General features: G+C 67.8%; 11 protein-coding genes and 1 pseudogene. 3 read left to right on the top strand and 9 right to left on the bottom strand.

The features are described 5' to 3' along the window. Positions 1-153: 153 nt before the first annotated feature. The 3 genes from CUJ89_RS22775 to CUJ89_RS22765 are packed head-to-tail and all read right to left on the bottom strand — an operon-like array spanning position 154 to position 3565. Positions 154-1431: a c-type cytochrome gene (locus CUJ89_RS22775; protein WP_114179682.1), complete on the bottom strand. Its 1278-nt coding sequence runs from the start codon at positions 1429-1431 to the stop codon at positions 154-156. Between the two features lie 2 nt (positions 1432-1433). Beyond that, a complete protein-coding gene (locus tag CUJ89_RS22770) occupies positions 1434-3053 on the bottom strand; it encodes a GMC family oxidoreductase (protein ID WP_114179681.1) in 1620 nt (539 codons plus the stop codon). Then, positions 3053-3565 (bottom strand): sugar dehydrogenase complex small subunit, encoded by a 513-nt coding sequence (locus CUJ89_RS22765; protein ID WP_114179680.1) that lies wholly within the window; start codon positions 3563-3565, stop codon positions 3053-3055. Before CUJ89_RS22765 ends, CUJ89_RS22770 begins: the two co-directional genes overlap by 1 nt. Positions 3566-3875: 310 nt before the next feature. Here CUJ89_RS22765 and CUJ89_RS22755 point away from each other — a divergent pair, with 310 nt between their 5' ends. Together CUJ89_RS22755 and pbpC are read left to right on the top strand one after the other, a co-directional pair. Beyond that, complete coding sequence (locus tag CUJ89_RS22755; protein WP_114179679.1) at positions 3876-9911, top strand: alpha-2-macroglobulin family protein; 6036 nt, start codon at positions 3876-3878, stop codon at positions 9909-9911. Between the two features lie 7 nt (positions 9912-9918). Next, a complete protein-coding gene (gene pbpC, locus CUJ89_RS22750; protein ID WP_114179678.1) occupies positions 9919-12135 on the top strand; it encodes a penicillin-binding protein 1C in 2217 nt (738 codons plus the stop codon). A gap of 17 nt (positions 12136-12152) precedes the next feature. Here pbpC and CUJ89_RS22745 read toward each other — a convergent pair whose 3' ends face one another. Both CUJ89_RS22745 and CUJ89_RS22740 read right to left on the bottom strand, forming a co-directional pair. After that, entirely contained in the window at positions 12153-12773 is a 621-nt protein-coding gene (locus CUJ89_RS22745; protein ID WP_114179677.1) for a LemA family protein, read from the bottom strand. An 81-nt stretch (positions 12774-12854) separates the two neighbouring features. Beyond that, on the bottom strand, positions 12855-14285 hold the full coding sequence (locus CUJ89_RS22740; protein ID WP_161556553.1) for a TPM domain-containing protein: 1431 nt from the start codon (positions 14283-14285) through the stop codon (positions 12855-12857). Positions 14286-14497: 212 nt separating this feature from the next. Here CUJ89_RS22740 and CUJ89_RS22735 point away from each other — a divergent pair, with 212 nt between their 5' ends. Continuing rightward, positions 14498-15187: a hypothetical protein gene (locus CUJ89_RS22735; protein WP_114179675.1), complete on the top strand. Its 690-nt coding sequence runs from the start codon at positions 14498-14500 to the stop codon at positions 15185-15187. 39 nt (positions 15188-15226) lie between these two features. Here CUJ89_RS22735 and CUJ89_RS39100 read toward each other — a convergent pair. The 4 genes and pseudogenes from CUJ89_RS39100 to CUJ89_RS22715 form a co-directional block, all read right to left on the bottom strand. After that, positions 15227-15382, bottom strand: a pseudogene (locus CUJ89_RS39100) (GNAT family N-acetyltransferase); the annotation flags it as partial. Continuing rightward, on the bottom strand, positions 15327-15485 hold the full coding sequence (locus CUJ89_RS39095; RefSeq protein ID WP_161556552.1) for a hypothetical protein: 159 nt from the start codon (positions 15483-15485) through the stop codon (positions 15327-15329). The pseudogene CUJ89_RS39100 and the gene CUJ89_RS39095, both read right to left, overlap by 56 nt. Positions 15486-15506: 21 nt before the next feature. Next, positions 15507-16754, bottom strand: a complete 1248-nt coding sequence (locus tag CUJ89_RS22725) for a multidrug effflux MFS transporter (protein WP_114179674.1) — start codon at positions 16752-16754, stop codon at positions 15507-15509. Between the two features lie 425 nt (positions 16755-17179). Beyond that, entirely contained in the window at positions 17180-18076 is an 897-nt protein-coding gene (locus CUJ89_RS22715; protein ID WP_114179673.1) for a glutamate/aspartate ABC transporter substrate-binding protein, read from the bottom strand. Positions 18077-18437: the final 361 nt, after the last annotated feature.

Raw genomic sequence — 18437 nt, 5'->3', positions numbered from 1 at the left:
ATGCGCGGCCGGCGCGCACCGGATTGCCTACGAACCGGGGCGCGCGGCCGCCTGCGCCGCCCGCCCCGCTCTGCAACAACCGGCATCGGGGCCCGCCCGATGTGCTGTGCTCCTCCTCTTGTCAGTTATTGCCCTGCTTCGTCGCGCGCCGCATCAGCGCAGCTTCGCGACGTCCTGCTCGGTCACCTTCGCGGCCGGATTGCCGAACTGCCCGGTCAGGTAGTTCGCCAGCGCGGCGATCTGCGCGTCCGACAGTTCGTGGCGGAACGCCGGCATCCCGACGTCCTCGCTGCCGGCCTTGCGCTCCACGCCGTCCAGGATCACCTGCACAAGGTTGGTCGGATTCGACGCGCCGACCGTCGAGTTGTGGAACAGCGGCGGGTAATAGCCGTCCGGCGTGCCCTTGCCCTGCATCTGGTGGCAGGTCGCGCAGTTGCCGAGATACAGCCGCGCGGGATCGATGCCCGACGACGCGAGCGCGACGCCGCGCAGTTTCAGGCCATCCTCGGCCGGCTTGCCCCACGACGAGCGCGACTGCTTCGCGTCGCCGCTGGCGACGGCCGGCACCGTGCGGATGTACGTCGAGATCGCGCCGATGTCGGCTTCCGTCATCTTCGAGAAGCTGTGCTCGATCGCCTCGGCCATCGGGCCGGCCGCCTGTGCGAGGCCCGGCACGCTGCCGGTGCGCAGGTACTGGACGAGTTGCTGCTGCGTCCAGCCGCCGATCCCCGCGTTCGGGTCGGACGTGATGTTGTAGCCGTCCCAGCCCGCCAGCACCGAGCCCGACAGGAAGCTGCCGCCGGTTTCGTCGAGCGACTTCTCCTGCATCGCGATGCCGCGCGGCGTGTGGCACGTGCTGCAGTGCGCGAGGCCCTGCACGAGATACGCGCCGCGATTCCACTCGGCGCTCTGCGCCGGCTTCGGCTGGTACACGCCGTCCGTCAGGAACAGCCAGTTCCAGATCTTCAGCGGCCAGCGCATGCTCAGCAGCGCGGGGATCTCGTTCTTCGGCGGCGCCTGCTTGACCGGTTCGACGCCGTGCATGAAGTACGCGTACAGCGCCTGCACGTCGCCGTCGTTGATCTTCGCGTACGACACGTACGGCATCGCCGGGTACAGGTTGTCGCCGTTCTTCGAGACGCCATGGCGCACCGCGCGTTCGAAGTCGTCGGACGTCCAGTTGCCGATGCCCGTCTCGGGATCGGGCGTGATGTTGCTCGAGTAGATCTTGCCGAGCATCGGCACCGGCATCCCGAGGCCGCCCGCGAACGGCTTGCCGCCCTTCGCGGTGTGGCACGCCATGCAGTCGCCCGCGACCGCGAGGTATTCGCCGCGCTTGACCAGCGCCGGATCGGCCGCGTCGGCCGCGCGCGCGAGACCCGGCAGCGCGAGGCAGCCGGCGAGGAGGAAGGTGAGAGTAGATTTCCGCACGGTCAGACTTCCTTCTTCAGCGTGTCCGACATCCGCAGCGCGAGCGCCGCGATCGTCAGCGTCACGTTTACCGTACCGACGGTCGGCATCGTCGAGCTGCTCGAGATGAACAGGTTCGGATGGTCGAACGTGCGGCAGTCCTTGTCGACGACCGAGTCGCGTGCATCCGCGCCCATGATCGTCGCGCCCGTGATGTGGTTGTTCGGCGCGAACTCGTCGTTGAAGACGACTTCGGTGCCGCCCAGCACCTTCGCGGCCGTTGCGTAGACCTCGCGCGTGTGCACGGCGCCGCGCTTCACGTAATCGTCGATCGCATACGTGATCTCGGGGCGCGGGATGCCGATCGCGTCGGTGGCCGTCTTGCTCGGCACGATGCGGTTCTCGGGTTGCGGCAGGATTTCGTGGAAGCAGTCGAACTGCACGTAGCGCGCGGAACGGTCGCGGATCTGCGCGTCGAGGTCCGCCGGCTTCACCAGCTTGCCGCCCTTGAAGATCTTCTGCGTCTCCTGGGTGATGCGCGACATGTTCGACAGGTGGATCTTCTTCGCGGCTTCGGTCGCGCGGAACGGGCCGTCGCGGAAACCGATCAGCGACGTCATCTCCTGCGGGCCGCGGCCCGGCCACAGCTTGTCGCTCGCGTAGAACGACACGCCGGTGCCCGGGTGGTCCATCAGGTTGCGGCCGACCATGTCGGAGCTGTTCGCGACGCCGTTCGGGAAATCGCGGTTCGCCGACATCAGCAGGATCTTCGGCGTCTCGATGCCGTTCGCTGCGAGCACGAAGTACTTGCCTTCGACACGATGGTCGGCGCCCGTCTTGTCCTTGTAGACCGCGGCGACAATGCGCTTGTTCGGCCCGGTCTCGAGCTTGTAGACGACCGCGTTCTCGATCAGCTTCGCGCCGGCCTGCTCGGCCTTCTCGACGTGCACGATGCCGTTGTACATCGCGCCGATCGGGCAGATCGGCATGCAATTGTTGTTCCCGCAACAGGTCGGCCGGCCGTCGTACGGGCGGCTGTTGCGCGCGACGGGCTCGGTCACCACGTGGAACTTCGGGTCATAGCCGTTGAGCGCGTGCTTGATCGTCTGCTCGTTGAACGACAACGGCAGCGGCGGCATCGGGTACGCCTCCTTGCGCGGCGAGTACAGGTCTTCCTCGGGGCCCGGGCCCCACACGCCGAGTTCCTCTTCGGCGCGCTGGTAGTAGTGCTCGATGTCGTCGTACTGGATCGGCCAGTCGCGGCCGACGCCGTACACGGTCTTCATCTTGAAGTCGTTCGGGATGAAGCGCCACGCCGACGCGGCCCAGTGCCACGTCGTGCCGCCCACCGCGCGGATGTACTGCGAGTTGAACTTGTGCTCGCCCTTCAGGATCAGGTAGTCGTTCGGCGGGCCGTATTCGGGATGCGGCGCCCACGCGCTCGACGGGTACGGCGCCATGAAATCCGTCTTGTCGGGCTGGTTGCGAAAGCGCTCGACGATTTCCCAGCGCGGCATGCGCGGTCCGGCTTCCAGCAGGATCACCGACTTGCCCGCCATCGCGAGCTGGTGTGCAACGATCGCGCCTGCGACACCCGATCCGACGACGACGACGTCGGCTTTTTGCGTACCGGTATCGGCCATCAGGCTTGCCTCTCGATCGGTTTTTCGGCCCAGAAGCCGGGTTTGTTGGGGCAATACGATGGGATCACGAGCGTATCCGACACGACGCCGAACATTAATGCCTCTTCGTAGGTAATCACGACGTTGTCGACAACGCCGAGATACCACGCTTCGAGAATCTTCAGCGCGAGCGCTTCCTGATCGGGATTCAGCGAGCCGGACGCGAGTGCGCCGGCAAGTTGCGGCAGGCTGTCGGCCGTCTTGAACGAGCCCTTCTGCAATGCCTGCAGGAAGCGTTCGCCGAGCACGCGGCTCAGCCCCTTCTTGCCGGTCAATGCTTCGGAAAGCGTCATGAACGTATCGAGCGGCGCGGTGCCGGGATTATCGGCCAGGGCCCGCAACGCCAGCGAGCCCGTGAGGCCCGCCGCCGTCAGCGCCAGTGCGCCCTGCAGCCATTGCCGCCGCGTGATGCCTGTTGCTGCTGCGGTTGCGTCGCCATTGCGACGCGAGTGGGGAGTGTTGTCGTTGTGCATGTTTCCTTCTCTCGAACACCGGATTCGGGAAAACCACGCTTGATATTTCTCAAACATTGGCGCGGACCTGAAATGTACGCGCACAAATCGGATCGAACAATCTTTTTATAGTCCATTAAATGTTCCGCAATCCGAGACAATCGACATTTCGCTGCATTTTTGTGTCGTCGGCGCGACAAATCTGCGACGCGCACACCCGTGTCGCATGCCGGCGACACATGACGACTACGCGCCGCGATGTGCGCGCATGGCCGTCGGTTAGAATCGCGTGCAATCAAACAGAAAGCTTCCCTCCGAGGGCAATCGAGCGATGAAGCAGCACGACAAACACAACAAAGCGAATCGAACCAACCACACCACACGACTGCTCTGGCGCATCGGCGCCGTCGCCGTGCTCGGCGGTGCCGCCGCCCTGTCGCTGCACGCGGGCGCGGCGCGCACGGTGAGCGTATCGCCGCAAGGCACCGTCACCGAGGTCCGGCAGACCGTCGTCAAGTTCGACGAACCGATGGTCGCATTCGGCTCGGCCTCCGCGCCGAATCCCGCGCGCATGACCTGCAACGATTCCACCGCCGCGCGCGGCCAGGGTCACTGGCTCGACGACAAGACCTGGGTTTACGATTTCGAAAACGACCTGCCGCCCGGCGTGCGCTGCTCGGTCGCGCTCAACGACACGCTGCGCTCGGTCGCCGGCAATGCGGCCAGCGGCCCGCGCCGCTTCACGTTCCAGACGGGCGGCCCGTTCCCCGTGACAGTCCGCCCCGGCTCGCGCGAAATCGAGGAACGGCAGGTATTCGTGCTGAAGCTGAACGGCCCGGCCGAACCGCGCTCGGCGCTCGCGAACATCTGGTGCGAAGCGGCCGGCATCGGCAACCGCATTCCCGTCACGGCCGCCGACGACGATGCGCGCAACGCGCTGCTCGACCACTTCGGGCTGAAGAAGGACGCCGCGCGCGTGCTGACGCTGTCGTGCGCACAGGCGCTGCCGGCGAGCGCGAAGATGCAGCTCGTGTACGGCAAGGGCGTCACGAGCCCGAGCGGCATCCCGAACGAAACGGAACGGCGCTTCGATTTCACCGTGCGTGCGCCGTTCGCCGCGAGCTTCTCGTGCGAACGCGAGAACGCGAAGGCGCCCTGCACGCCGCTGCGCCCGCTCACGCTGTCGTTCAACGCGCCGATCTCGCGCAAGAACGCCGAGGCGATCAAGTTGCGTGGCCCCGACGGTTCGCTGTCGCCGACCTTCGCGGCCGACGATCACAGCGAGGAAGTGACGACCGTCGCGTTCAACCCGCCGCTGCCCGCGCAGGTCGGCCTGACGATCGAGCTGCCGTCGGGCCTGCGCGACGTGACCGACCGCTCGCTGTCCAACGCCGACCTGTTCCCGCTGACAACGCGCACCGCGCCGATGCCGCCGCTCGCGAAATTCTCGTCGGGCACCTTCGGGATCGTCGAGCGCTTCGCCGAACCCGATACGCCCGCGCTCGTGCCCGTCACGCTGCGCAACGTCGAGGCCGACCTGCATATCGCGGGCCTCAATGCGGGCGGCGCGCAGTTCGCGAACCTGAAGGTCGAGAACGACACCGCGATCCGCCAGTGGATGCGCACCGTCGACCGCTTCGACAACTGGTCGATGACGGCCGGCTCGATCGACAGCCAGATTCCCGGCCTGCTGGCGCGCAAGGGCCAGCACCCCGTCTACGTGCCGCTCGAGGCCGGCGAAAAACAGCCCGCGCCGAAGAACCGCCGCATCGACGTGCGCTCGCTGTCGCTGCTCAAGGGCGAGCCCGGCGCGCAGGCGCTGACGCTGCCGCAGGCCGACCCGAAGACGCTGCGCCCGTTCGAGACCGTCGGCGTGCCGATCGACAAGCCCGGCTTCTACGTGCTCGAACTCGCATCGCCCGCGCTCGGCCGCTCGCTGCTCGCGAAGCCGTCGAGCATGTATGTGCGCACCACCGTGCTCGTCACCAACCTCGGCGTGCACCTGAAACAGGGGCGCGAGAACAACCTCGTGTGGGTCACGACGCTCGACAAGGGCAAGCCCGTGCCGAACGCGCAGATCCGCGTATCGGACTGCAACGGCGACGAGATCGCGGCCGGCAAGACCGATGCGCAAGGCCTGCTGAAGATCGACGGGCCGTTCGAGCCGAAGCGCGCATGCAGTTCGACGGAGCGCTTCGACGACTACTTCGTGTCGGCACGCGTCAACGATCCGAAGACGGGCCCCGACATGGCGTTCGTCAGCTCGGGCTGGAACCGCGGGATCGAATCGTGGCGCTTCAACGTGCCGACCGACACCGACAGCGCACCGACCGTGCGTGCGCATACGGTGTTCGACCGCACGCTGCTGCGCGCCGGCGAAACCGTGTCGATGAAGCATTTCATCCGTAGCGAGACGCTGCAGAGCCTCGCGTTCCCGTCGCAATACCCGACGCGCGTGACGATCCGCCATCTCGGCACCGGCCAGACGTACAAGCTGCCGCTCACGTGGGCCGCCGACCACAGCGCGGACACGCAGTTCACGCTGCCGCCCGCCGCGAAGCTCGGCGAATACAGCGTCGAGCTCGAAGGCGGCCCGGAAGACGCGCCGACCGCCACCTATTACAGCGGCAGCTTCCGCGTCGAAGCGTTCCGCCTGCCGGTGCTGAAAGGCTCGATCGGCGCGCGCGACGCGCAGAAGAGCCCGCTCGTCGCGGTGAAGGAAGCGCCGCTCGCGGTGCAGATCGACTACGTGTCGGGAGGCGGCGCATCGAACCTGCCCGTGCAGGTATCGGCGCTGATGAAGTGGGCATCGCCACCGTTCGCGGATCGCTTCGAGGACTTCAGCTTCACGCCGTATCGTCCCGACACAAGCGACGGCAACGCCGACGACGATTCGCAGGACGGCGACAACGCAGCGTCTTCGAACAACGATCCCGACGCGACGAAGCTGATCGCCGACAAGCTGCCGCTGACGCTCGACCGCAACGGCGCAGGCACCGTCACGCTCAAGGGCCTGCCCGCCGTCGACGCGCCGAAGCGCATCGCGCTCGAAGCGACGTTCGCCGACCCGAACGGCGAAGTGCAGACGATCCGCGGCGACACGATCCTGTGGCCGGCCGCGGTGGTGGCCGGCATCAAGGCCGGCCACTGGGTGTCGGTCGGCCAGCGCGTGCCCGTGCAGGCGCTGGCGGTCGACCTGCAGGGCAAGCCGCGCGCGTCGGTGCCGATCGAGATCAAGGGCGTCGCTCGCATCACGACGTCGTCGCGCAAGCGAATGGTCGGCGGCTTCTATGCGTACGACAACAAGAGCGACACGCGCGACCTCGGCGTGCTGTGCTCGGGCAAGACCGACGACAAGGGCCGCATGGCCTGCGACGCGACGCTCGAACAGGCCGGCAACGTGCAGCTGATCGCAGTCGCGAAGGACGGCGACGGCCGCACGTCGAACGCATCGACGTCGGTCTGGGTCACGCGCGAGGATCAACTCTGGTTCGGCGGCGACAACACCGACCGGATCGACGTGATCCCGGAGAAGACTTCGTACGAGCCGGGCGAAACGGCCCGCTTCCAGGTGCGCATGCCGTTCCGCTATGCGACCGCGCTGGTCGCGGTCGAGCGCGGCGGCGTGATGGAAACGCACATCGTCGAACTGAACGGCAAGAACCCGACCGTCGACCTGAAGGTCGGCGAATCGTGGGGGCCGAACGTCTACGTGTCGGTGCTCGCGCTGCGCGGCCGGATTCGCGAAGTGCCGTGGTACTCGTTCTTCACGTGGGGCTGGAAAGCGCCGGTCGAATGGGCCCGCGCGTTCTGGCGCGAAGGCCGCCACTATGAAGCGCCGACCGCGTTCGTCGACCTGTCGAAGCCCGCGTTCCGCTACGGCCTCGGCGAAATCAAGGTCGGCACGGGCGTCCACCGCCTCGGCGTGACCGTGACGACCGACGCGACGCGCTATACGGTGCGCAGCAAGGCGCAGGCGCACGTGAAGGTCACGCTGCCGAACGGCCAGCCCGCGCCGGCCGGCACGCAGATCGCGGTCGCGGCCGTCGACGAGGCGCTGCTCGAACTGATGCCGAACAACAGCTGGGACCTGCTCGACGCGATGCTGCGACGGCGTGCGTACGGCGTCGAGACGGCTACCGCGCAGATGGAAATCGTCGGTCGCCGCCACTTCGGCCGCAAGGCCGTGCCGGCCGGCGGCGGCGGCGGCAGTGCGCCGACGCGCGAGCTGTTCGACACGCTGCTGCTGTGGAATCCGCGCGTGACGCTCGACGCGAACGGCAGCGCGACCGTCGAGGTGCCGCTGAACGACGCGCTTACACGCTTCCGGATCGTCGCGATCGCGGCGGTCGGCCCCGACCGTTTCGGCACGGGCAGCACGTCGATCCGCAGCACGCAGGATCTGCAGCTGATCTCGGGCCTGCCGCCGCTCGTGCGCGAAGGCGACGCGTTCCGCGCGCAGGTCACGCTGCGCAACACGACCGACCGCGCGATGCAGGTCGTCGTGACGCCGCGCGTGACGGGCCTCGACGTCGCGCCTCAAACCGTGTCGCTCGCGGCCAATACGGCGACCGAGGTCGCATGGACGATCACCGTGCCCGAGCAGGCGCTCGACACGGCCGGGGCGCTGAACTGGCGCATCGAAGCGGCCGAGCAAGGCGGCAAGCGCGCGTCTGACGCGCTGGCGGTCGCGCAGAAGGTGGTGCCCGCGCTGCCGGTAACGGTGCAGCAGGCGACGCTCGCGCAGGTCGACGGCACGCTGACGGTGCCCGTGTCGGCACCGGCCGGCGCCGCGAGCAATGCCCACGGCGCACCGCGCGGCGGCATCGCCGTGTCGCTGCAATCGAAGCTTGCCGACGGCCTGCCCGGCGTGCGGCGCTGGTTCGAGCGCTATCCGTACCGCTGTCTCGAACAGCAGGCGTCGCGTGCGATCGGCCTGCGCGACCCCGCGCAATGGCAGGCGCTGGTCGCACGCATGCCCGTCTACCTCGACAGCGACGGGCTCGCGAGCTACTTCCCGCCGTCGTCCGACGATTCGCACTACGGCAGCCCGACGCTGTCGTCGTACCTGCTCGTGGTGTCCGACGAGGCAAGCCGTCTCGACCCGCGCTTCGCGCTGCCGGAAGACCTGCGCACGCAGCTCGAAGCCGGGCTCGCGCGCTTCGTCGACGGCCGCATCGAGCGCAACGCGTGGGCGCCGCGCCAGGATCGCGACCTGCGCAAGCTCGCCGCGATCGAGGCGCTGTCTCGCTACGGCGCCGCGCAGGGCCGCATGCTCGGCTCGATCGAGATCGCGCCGAACCAGTGGCCGACCTCGGCGGTGATCGACTATCACGCGATCCTGACGCGCGTGAAGGACATCCCGCAACGCGACGAGAAACGCGCGCAGGTCGAACAGATCCTGCGCGCGCGCCTCACGTACGCGGGCACGCAGCTCGTGTTCTCGACCGCGCGCGACGACGACCTGTGGTGGCTGATGACCAGCAACGAGACCAACGCCGCGCGTCTCGCGCTGGAATTCGCGGGCGACCCGGCGTGGAAGGACGAGATGCCGCGCGTCACAGCCGGCCTGCTCGCACTGCAGCGCCAGGGCGCATGGCAAACGACGACGTCGAATGCGCTCGGGCTGCTCGCGGTCGAACGCTTCTCGCGCACCTACGAGAGCACGCCCGTTTCCGGCGCGACCAAGGTCGCGCTCGGCGGCGACGAGCGCTCGATCTCGTGGTCGCTGGCATCGGCGCCCGCCGACACGCCGGCGTCGGCCACCGCCGCCACCCGCGCCGCCGCGGCCCGCAGCGTGATGCTGCCGTGGCCGCGCGCGTCGCAGGCGCCGGCCACGCTGTCCGTCACGCAGGACGGCACGGGGCGCCCGTGGGCAACGGTCGAAAGCCTCGCGGCCGTGCCGCTGCGCGCGCCGTTCGCGGCCGGCTACCGGATCACGAAGACCGTCACGCCGGTGTCGCCCGCCGTCAAGGGCGTGCTGACGCGCGGCGACGTCGTGCGCGTGCATCTCGACATCGATGCGCAAAGCGACATGACGTGGGTCGTCGTCAACGATCCGATCCCGTCCGGCGCGACGATCCTCGGCTCGGGCCTCGGCCGCGACTCCGAAGCCGCGACGCAGGGCGAGAAGACGCCGAACGGCGCGTGGCCGGCGTTCATCGAGCGCGATTTCGACGGTTATCGCGCGTACTACGACTATTTGCCGAAGGGCAAATTCTCGGTCGAGTACACGGTGCGGCTGAACAACGTCGGCACGTTCGGGCTGCCGCCGACGCGCGTCGAGGCGCTGTACGCGCCGTCCGTGTACGGCCTGTGGCCGAACCCGCCGATGACCGTGAAGCCGGCCGACGCGGGCAAGTCGTGAGCAAGCGATGATCGATCTGGTTTTGCCGCGGCCGGCGCGTTTCGCCGGCCGCGTATTCGTCGCCGTCGTGCTGGCCGCGCCGCTCGTCGCGCATGCGCTGCCGGGCTACGACGACGTGCGCCGCGACTGGCGCAGTTCCGACTGGGTGCTGCTCGCGCGCGACGGCACGCCGCTGCAGCGCACGCGCGTCGACCTCACCGAACGGCGCGGCGACTGGGTGTCGCTCGCGGACGTCTCGCCCGCGTTTCGCGAGGCGATCGTCGTCTCCGAGGACAGGCGTTTCTACGAACACAGCGGCGTCGACTGGCGCGGGATCGCCGGCGCCGCGTGGGGCAACCTGTGGAACGAGCGCACGCGCGGCGCGTCGACCGTCACGATGCAGCTCGCCGGGCTGCTCAGCGATTCGCCGCGCCGCTCGGGCCAGCGCTCGCTGCCGCAGAAGGCCACGCAGGCAGTGAACGCGCTGCGGCTCGAACGCGGCTGGCGCAAGGACCAGATCCTCGAGGCGTATCTGAATCTGGTGCCGTTCCGCGGCGAAACGGTCGGGCTCGGCGCGCTGTCGCAGGTGCTGTTCGGCAAGGCGCCGTCGGGCCTCGACGCGCGCGAAGCCGCGATCGCGGCCGCACTCGTGCGCGCACCCAACGCGGCGCCCACGAAGATCGCCGAGCGCGCGTGCCGCATCCTGCGCGACATGCATGCCGAACAGGCATGCGCGTCGCTCGACGGTTATGTGCAGCTCGTCACCGCGCGTCCGGCCAACGCCGTACACGACGATGGCGCCGCCCTCGCCCCACACTTCGCGCGACGTATCGCGGCCGAGGTCAGGCCAGCGGCCGGCGCACAGGTTCGCACGACGCTCGATGCACCGCTGCAGCGCTTCGTGCGCGACACGCTGATGCGCGCGCTGACCGAACTCAACGCGCCCGCGCACCGGCGCAACGTGCAGGACGGTGCGGTCGTCGTGATCGACAACGCGACCGGCGAGATTCGCGCATGGGTCGGATCGTCGGGCGCGTTGTCCAGCGCGCGCGACGTGGACGCCGTGCTCGCGCCGCGCCAGGCCGGCTCGACGCTCAAGCCGTTCCTCTATGCGCAGGCGCTCGACGAAAAGCGGCTGACGGCCGCGTCGCTGCTCGACGACGCACCGATCAACCTCGCCGCCGGCGGCGGCCTGTACATTCCGCAGAACTACGACAAGGACTTCAAGGGCTGGGTGAGCGTGCGCAGCGCGCTCGGCGGCTCGCTGAACGTGCCGGCCGTGCGCACGCTCGTGCTCGTCACGCCGCACCGCTTCGCGCGCACGCTGACCGCGCTCGGCCTGCCGCTCGCGCAGGAAGGCGACTACTACGGCTTCAGCCTCGCGCTCGGCAGCGCGGACGTCACGCTGCTGTCGCTGACCAACGCGTATCGCGCGCTCGCGAACGGCGGCGTCGCGCGCAAGGTCGTCGACCTGCCGGCACCGGCACCCGCGCATGCGGACGGCGGCACGCACGTGTTCAGCGAGGCGGCCAGCTTCGTCGTTACCGATATCCTCTCCGACAACAACGCGCGCGTGCGCACGTTCGGCTTCGACAACCCGCTCGCGACGCGCTTCTTCTCGGCGGTCAAGACCGGCACCAGCAAGGACATGCGCGACAACTGGACCGTCGGCTTCACGTCGCGCTATACGGTCGGCGTGTGGGTCGGCAATGCGGACGGCTCGCCGATGTGGGACGTGTCGGGCGTCACGGGCGCGTCGCCCGTGTGGTCGGCCGTCGTCGGCTACCTGCACCGCGACCTGCCGAGCCGCGCGCCGCGCGCGCCGGCTGGCGTCGAGGCGCGCCGCATCACGTTCGAGCGCGACCTCGAGCCGGCGCGCAACGAGTGGTTCATCGCGGGGACCGCGGTCGACACGATCCGGCTCGCCGCACCCGTCACGCCGGGCAAGGACCGCGCACGCGCGCCGCTGACGATCGGCGCGCCGACCGACGGCACGATCTTCGCGATCGACCCGGACATTCCGCCGAAGAACCAGCGGATCTGGTTCGAGCGCTCGGCCGGGCACGCCGCGCGGTTCGCGTGGCGGCTCGACGACAAGGTAATCGGGCATGCCGACCGCGTCGCGTGGATGCCGTGGCCGGGCCGGCACCGGCTCGAACTCGTCGACGCGCGCGGCAACGTCGCGGATGCGATCAGCTTCGAGGTGCGCGGCGCGTTCGCGAAAACGGCCGCGCGCAAGCCCTGAGCGCCTGAGCCGGCCGCTTACTGGCCGGCCGCGTTCGGCTTCGGCGGCTGGGCAGAGAAGTCGAGTGCCGGCGCGGTCGAGATCGCCGCTTCGTTCACGACGCTGAAGTTCGGGCGCGGCTGGTAGCCGAAGATCTTCGCGATCACGACGCCCGGGAACTGGCGGATCTGCACGTTGTAGTGCTGCACCGTCTTGATGTAGCGGCCGCGCGCGACCGCGATGCGGTTTTCCGTGCCTTCGAGCTGCGTCTGCAGGTCGCGGAACGCTTCGTTCGCCTTCAGCTCCGGGTAGCGCTCGGACACCACCATCAGCCGGCTCAGCGCGCCCGACAGTTCCCCCTGCCGCTGATCGAACGCCGCGAGCGCGGCCGGATCCTTCGCCATTTCCGGCGTCATCTGCACGCTGCCCACGCGCGCACGAGCCGACGCCACCTCGGTCAGCACGCGCTCCTCGTGCGACGCATAGCCCTGCACCGACGCGGCGAGGTTCGGCACGAGATCGGCGCGGCGCTGATACTGGTTCAGCACTTCGGACCACGCGGCATTGATGTCCTCGTCGGACGACTGGATCGCGTTATAGCCGCACCCCGCGAGCGGAGCCAGCACGCAGCACACGAGCAGGATTCGAAACCATTTCATCGTTCGTTGTTTCCGGTTGAACGCTCCGGGCGGAGCGGTAGGTAAAAAATATTCTTTGCGCAGGCACGTTGCGCGCGGCGGCTACCAGCGGCCCGACGCGCCGCCACCACCGCTCGAACCGTCGCCGCCGCGAAACGAATCGGAGCTCGAACCCGACGAACCCGACCGGGAGCCGGACGATGAAGACGACGAAGACGAGCCGCCGCCCGTCAACTTCGCCCAGATCGCGGCGAGCACGCACAGCACGCCGAAGATCCCGGACAGGACTTCCCCGATCGAATAGTGCATCTCGCGCCCGATTGCGATCAGCATGAACAGCGTCCCGCCCACGATCGCCGTGTACTTGCGCACGCGCGCCGAAATGACGAGGTTGATGCCGAGCAGGCACGGCCCGACGCCGGCCGCCGCCGGGACGAGCAGCGCGGCGCCCAGGATCGCTTCGAGATTGCCGTTGAAGATCGCGCCGACCGGCAGCATCACGATCGGCACGACGGCCGCGACGAGACCGGCGGCCGACAGCGCAAGCTTGCGGCGCAGCTTGCGCCACGCGGCGACCACGCCAAGCACGACGTTGGCGAGCCCGAGCAGGAACCAGAACCGCACGCCGCCCGTATTCGCGGATTTCCGCTCCGGCAAGCCGTTCGACACCCGCCTTTCGCCGCCGGTCCGTGCGTCGCGAGGCGTCGCGTTCGTCGCATCCTTGGTCTCCGTCGCGGACGCATCGTCGCGCCCGCGCGTCGCCACTTCCGGGGTTGCCTGCGCTGGCGTTGCCATGCCGAGTGGCGTCATTTCGCGCGTCAGCACATCGACCGCATCGCTGATGCCGGCTTCGATGCGGTTCTCGCGAAACGCCGGCACGATCCGCTCGCGAATGATCCGGCCCGCGACGATGTCCGGAATCGTGCCTTCGAGCCCGTAGCCGACCTCGATCCGCACGGTATGGTCATTGAGCGCGGCGACGAGCAGCAGGCCGTTGTCGACCTTGCGCTGGCCGAGCTTCCATCGGTCGAATACGGTGGTCGCGAATTGTTCGATCGTCGACTGCCCGGTCGAACCGACCAGCAGGACCGCGATCTGGACGCCGAGCCGCTGCTCGAGCCCGGCGAGGCGGTCGGTCAACTCGGCTGCGCATGCGGTGCTCAGCACGCCTGTCATGTCCGTCACGCGGCCTTTCAGCGGCGGCGCTGCTTCGGGCTTGCTGGCGACGGGATAGGCCGCTGCGGCGGCCACGTGCGTGCAGGACGACGAGGACGGGACGGGAGGCGCGCCGGCTGACGATGCCGCGATGGCCGTGCTGCCGTCGTCGGCTGGTGCTGCAATGGCCGCGCTGCCGAACAGCAAGGCCGCGGCTGCCAGTACGGCCACCGGCACGGCCTTCCATGCGCCGGATTGGCCGGTCGCGCCACACGCGCGTGCAGGCTGAATGTCGTTTCGGGTCGCGCCTGCCGGCGATGCCGGATCGCCCTCGCCACCCGGCGGGCACGGCCGGCCCGTCTGTCGTTTCAAGTTCATGTCGGAAACGGCGCGCCGACTCCATCGGGAACGGCGCGTTCTCTCATCGTTTTTAATCGTCCCGCAGCATAACCAATTGCGAAGGGAACTGAAAGGTTTCCGTCGGGAAGGGCAAACGGACAAGCAGCCCGCGAATCCGGAATCTAGAATGTGAACAGCGCCGCTTCCCCGGGCGCGCATCGGCGGCCCCCTTCTCCCGGACACCCGCGACCATGAACGTTCGCCCTACGCGCTTCACCCGCCCCGCGCTGGGCGCCTTTTGCGTCGCAACGCTCGCGATGCTTCAGGCATGCAACGGCGACGCCTGCTTCGGCGTGGATGTCTGCTTCAACGACAACACGCAAACCGTCGCGCTGTCGGGCACGGCCGCCACGGGCGTCGCGCTCGCGAGCGCGTCGGTGGCGGTCAGTTGTGCGACGGGCTCGGCGACGACGCTGACGGACGGCGGCGGCAACTACCGTGTGACGGTCAACGCCGCGCTGCCGTGCGTGATCACCGTGACGTCCGGCGGCACGAGCCTGCATTCGCTCGCCTATGCGGGCGGCACCTTCAATACGACGCCCGAGACCGAGCTGATGCTGGTCTATCTCGCGGCACAGCTCGGCACGAACACGGCCGGGCTGATCGGCAATTTCCAGGGCAACCTGCACTTCCAGCAGGCGATGGGCAGCCCGAACGCCGTGCAGGCCGCGCAATCGGCCGTGGTGACCAACCTGCAGCAGCGCTATTCGGTCACGCTCGCGACGCCGGCGTTCCTGACCACGTCGTTCGTGGTCGGGCAACCGGGCGTCGACAGCGATCTCGACGCGCTCGCGAAGGCCGGTGCGATCGACTCGAACGGGATGCCGGATCCGGCGGCCATTTCGCTATTGACGCAGGCCGGCGCGGCGCATCCGCTGTGAGGGGTCTATTGCGGGAATGGAATCGGCCGGTATCGAGCGTCAGGCGCCCGCTTCGTTCTCGCTGTCGGCCAGCAGCGCCCACCGTTCGTGGTCGCGCCATTCACCGCAGATGCGCAGATAGCACGGCGAAAACCCCTCTTTACTGAAACCGAGCCGCCGCACCAGCGCGATCGATGCGTGGTTGCCGGGCTGGACCCATCTGGTCGGTGAACGAGTCGACCCATGGCAGATCGTGGCGCCGGCTCGCGCGGTTAGCGGCGTCGGATCGGGCGACGCGGTTCAGCAGGATCAGGCTCATGAGCGGGTCGACAGGCGGCGCTTACGCGGCTTCCCCGCTCCCGCACACGACGGTCGCGGCCTGCTGCTGCGACAGGTACCGCAGCAGCTTCGTCACCATCCACACGACGATGAACGACAGCGCGACGAAGAACACCGCGAGCGGCGTCAGCACATGGATCGACACGAAACCGGCGAGCCCCATCATCGCTGACGACACGAGCAGCAGCGCGCATCCGAGGATCGCGCTCGTCAGGCCCGCGATATGCGGAAACAGCGAATTGCCCTTCGCCATCAGCGTCGGGTACATCGCGCCCGCGCAGAAGCCCATCACGAGCACCGGCGTGGCAAGCGTCCACACGCGCAGGCCGACGGTCAGCGCCAGCACCAGCATCGCGACCGACGCGCCCGCCATCACGCGCGCGCCGATCCGCAGCCGCTGCTCGGCGCTCGGCAGCCCCGGCCCGTGAATCCGGTTCGACAGGCCGCCGAGGAAATACATCAGGCCGATTCCGAGCGCGAGATAACCGAAGAAGGTCGGCGGCTGGTGCAGCGTGGTCTGCACCATGAACGGCCCGACGATGTTAAACACGAGCAGGATGCTGTAGCACAGCCCCTGCGCGAGGAAGCAGCTCTGAAATACCGGGCTTGCCAGCACCTTCCCGGCATTCGCGATCAACGTGCGCGGCTCGAGATGCACGGGCTTCGGCAAGGTTTCCTTGTAACGCCACAGCAGCGCCCACATCACCAGCGAGTACACGAGCAGGAACACCAGGCAGGACCGCCAGCCGAACCACGTCTGCAGGTGCGCGCCGATCACGGGCGCGACGATCGGCGCGAGCCCCCATGCGATCGACATGTACGTGAACGCATGCATCAGCGCCTGGCCCGAGAACGAATCGGTGATGATCGCCTTCGCGAGCAGGTTGGTCGTCGCGATGCCGAAGCCCTGCAGGCAGCGCGCGAGCAAGAATGTCTCAAGGTTCGTCGCGCCGAGCGACAGCAGGCAGCCGATCGTATAGATCACGAGCCCGAACGCGAGCACGCGCTTGCGACCGTACGCGTCGGCGATCGGGCCGAAGATGAGCTGGCCGAGTGCATAGGCCGCCATGTAGCCGGACACGCTCGACTGGATCGCCTGCGGCGTCGTCGCGAACGAACGTGCCATGTCGGGCAGCGCGGGCACGTAAATGTCGATCGCGAGCTGGCCGGCGGACGCGAACAGGCAGATCAGGAACAGCAGGAAGCGCGGCGAGTTCGACTCGCGCGCGGGAGCGAGTGTGGCGTTCATGACGACTGGGAAGGATGTCGGGCAGCGGTGACGCAGTCGCGCGATGTTCGAATTGCGAACATGCGTGCGGCCGTGGCGAATTCCGTATTGTGCCTGTTGTTGCGTCAGGCGACCGGATTCCCCTGGCGCAGGCGAGGTTGAATGCCGATTGCGGCACGCCCGGAAATGCGCTAGCTGAGAAGCTTCAACGGTTGTATCGATGGTTCATCCGGGCTGAGTCCGGGAGACGGGAAGTCGCCAAGCGCCCGATCTTCCAGAAACCCGGCCGGACGAGCACCCACCGGAGCCCGACTCACCTTTGCCCGTCGGCACGAGAGGGTTCAGAAGATCACTGGATTGGGGTCAAGCGTGCCGCCGGCGGCAATTGTTCACGGCGTGACGGCACCGCCGGCACACGCCAGCGGTTTTTCATTTCGGCATCGAGATCAATACTGCGCCTGATCCGTCGGATTCCTGAACAACTGCTTCATCTCCGCCGACAGCGGATAGTTGAGACTCACGCCCTTCGGCGGAATCGGTTGCGTAAACCACTGGTTGTAGAGCTTCTCGGCCGCGCCCGACGTCTGCATCTTCGCGATCACGCCGTCGACGACATGCTTGAATGCCGGATCGTCCCTGCGCATCATGCACGCGTAGTTTTCGTGGACGAGCGGCGTGCCCGTCACCGAGTACGCGCCCGGGTTGCGGTCCTTCGCGATCTCGCCATACAGCAGCGGCTCGTCCATCACGAACGCAACCGCGCGCCCGGTCGTGACGTTCATGAACGCTTCGGCGTGATCCTTCGCGCTGATGATCGTCATGTTCATCGCCTTCTCTTCGTTGAGCTTGCGCAGCAGGCGCTCGTCCGACGTGCCGGCCGTCGTCGCAACCGTCTTGCCGGCCAGGTCCGCGAAGTCCTTCACGCCCGAATCCTTGCGCGTGCTGAAGCGGATGCCGTACAGAAAGATGCTGTTCGAGAACGCGGCCTGCTTCTGCCGTTCGAGCGTGTTCGTCGTCGATCCGCATTCGAAATCGATCGTTCCGTTCTGCAACAGCGGAATCCGGTTCTGCGACGTGATCGGAATTTCCTTCACCGTGAGGTTCGGCTGGTTCAGTTCCGTCTTCAACTGGTCGATGATGCGCGACGCGATGTCCCGCGAGTAGCCGATATTCTTCTGCTGATTGTCCGAATACGAGAACGGCACCGACGATTCGCGAATGCCCAGCGACACGATGCCCGTGTCCTTGATCTTCTTCAGCGTACCGGTGAGGGCCTGCGCGTGCGCGGTGCCCGCCAGCGCACAGGACAGCGCGACAGCCAGCCAACGGAAGCGGCGATCCATGCTTTTCTCCTGATGAAACGTTGATCGAATCGCGATCGTACGCCTGACAAAATTTGCGTCGCATCAGGGAAAGCGTAAACAACCTTCCACCGCCGCCGGGCCGCGCGACACGTTTTCCGTGCCGCGCAAACCGGCCCGCGTCGCCCATTTCGCCCGACCGGCCGCGCGCGGACTCGACCCCACCTTCTGTACATTCGTTCCAAACGCGCGTTCATGCCGCAACGCGGCAACGTAATCGTTTGCGCCCGCACCTGTTTTTCTCGCGAAACCTACTCAAGAAGCCGCCGCGCCGGCCGTTACCCAGTGCATGGCGCGTCGCAGCAACCTCGCCGCAACCGTCAGACAAAAACGACAAGGTCCG

The organism is Burkholderia pyrrocinia, assembly GCF_003330765.1.
Lineage (GTDB): Bacteria > Pseudomonadota > Gammaproteobacteria > Burkholderiales > Burkholderiaceae > Burkholderia > Burkholderia pyrrocinia_B.
This window is presented reverse-complemented; position numbering and strand designations above follow the sequence as displayed.

Excerpts from the sequence above, each read along its gene's own strand:
- CUJ89_RS22770 (WP_114179681.1), bottom strand. The coding sequence starts at position 3,053 with ATGGCCGATACCGGTACGCAAAAAGCCGACGTCGTCGTCGTCGGATCG.
- CUJ89_RS22765 (WP_114179680.1), bottom strand. The coding sequence starts at position 3,565 with ATGCACAACGACAACACTCCCCACTCGCGTCGCAATGGCGACGCAACC.
- CUJ89_RS22755 (WP_114179679.1), top strand. The coding sequence starts at position 3,876 with ATGAAGCAGCACGACAAACACAACAAAGCGAATCGAACCAACCACACC.
- pbpC (WP_114179678.1), top strand. The coding sequence starts at position 9,919 with ATGATCGATCTGGTTTTGCCGCGGCCGGCGCGTTTCGCCGGCCGCGTA.
- CUJ89_RS22745 (WP_114179677.1), bottom strand. The coding sequence starts at position 12,773 with ATGAAATGGTTTCGAATCCTGCTCGTGTGCTGCGTGCTGGCTCCGCTC.
- CUJ89_RS22740 (WP_161556553.1), bottom strand. The coding sequence starts at position 14,285 with ATGAACTTGAAACGACAGACGGGCCGGCCGTGCCCGCCGGGTGGCGAG.
- CUJ89_RS22735 (WP_114179675.1), top strand. The coding sequence starts at position 14,498 with ATGAACGTTCGCCCTACGCGCTTCACCCGCCCCGCGCTGGGCGCCTTT.
- CUJ89_RS39095 (WP_161556552.1), bottom strand. The coding sequence starts at position 15,485 with ATGAGCCTGATCCTGCTGAACCGCGTCGCCCGATCCGACGCCGCTAAC.
- CUJ89_RS22725 (WP_114179674.1), bottom strand. The coding sequence starts at position 16,754 with ATGAACGCCACACTCGCTCCCGCGCGCGAGTCGAACTCGCCGCGCTTC.
- CUJ89_RS22715 (WP_114179673.1), bottom strand. The coding sequence starts at position 18,076 with ATGGATCGCCGCTTCCGTTGGCTGGCTGTCGCGCTGTCCTGTGCGCTG.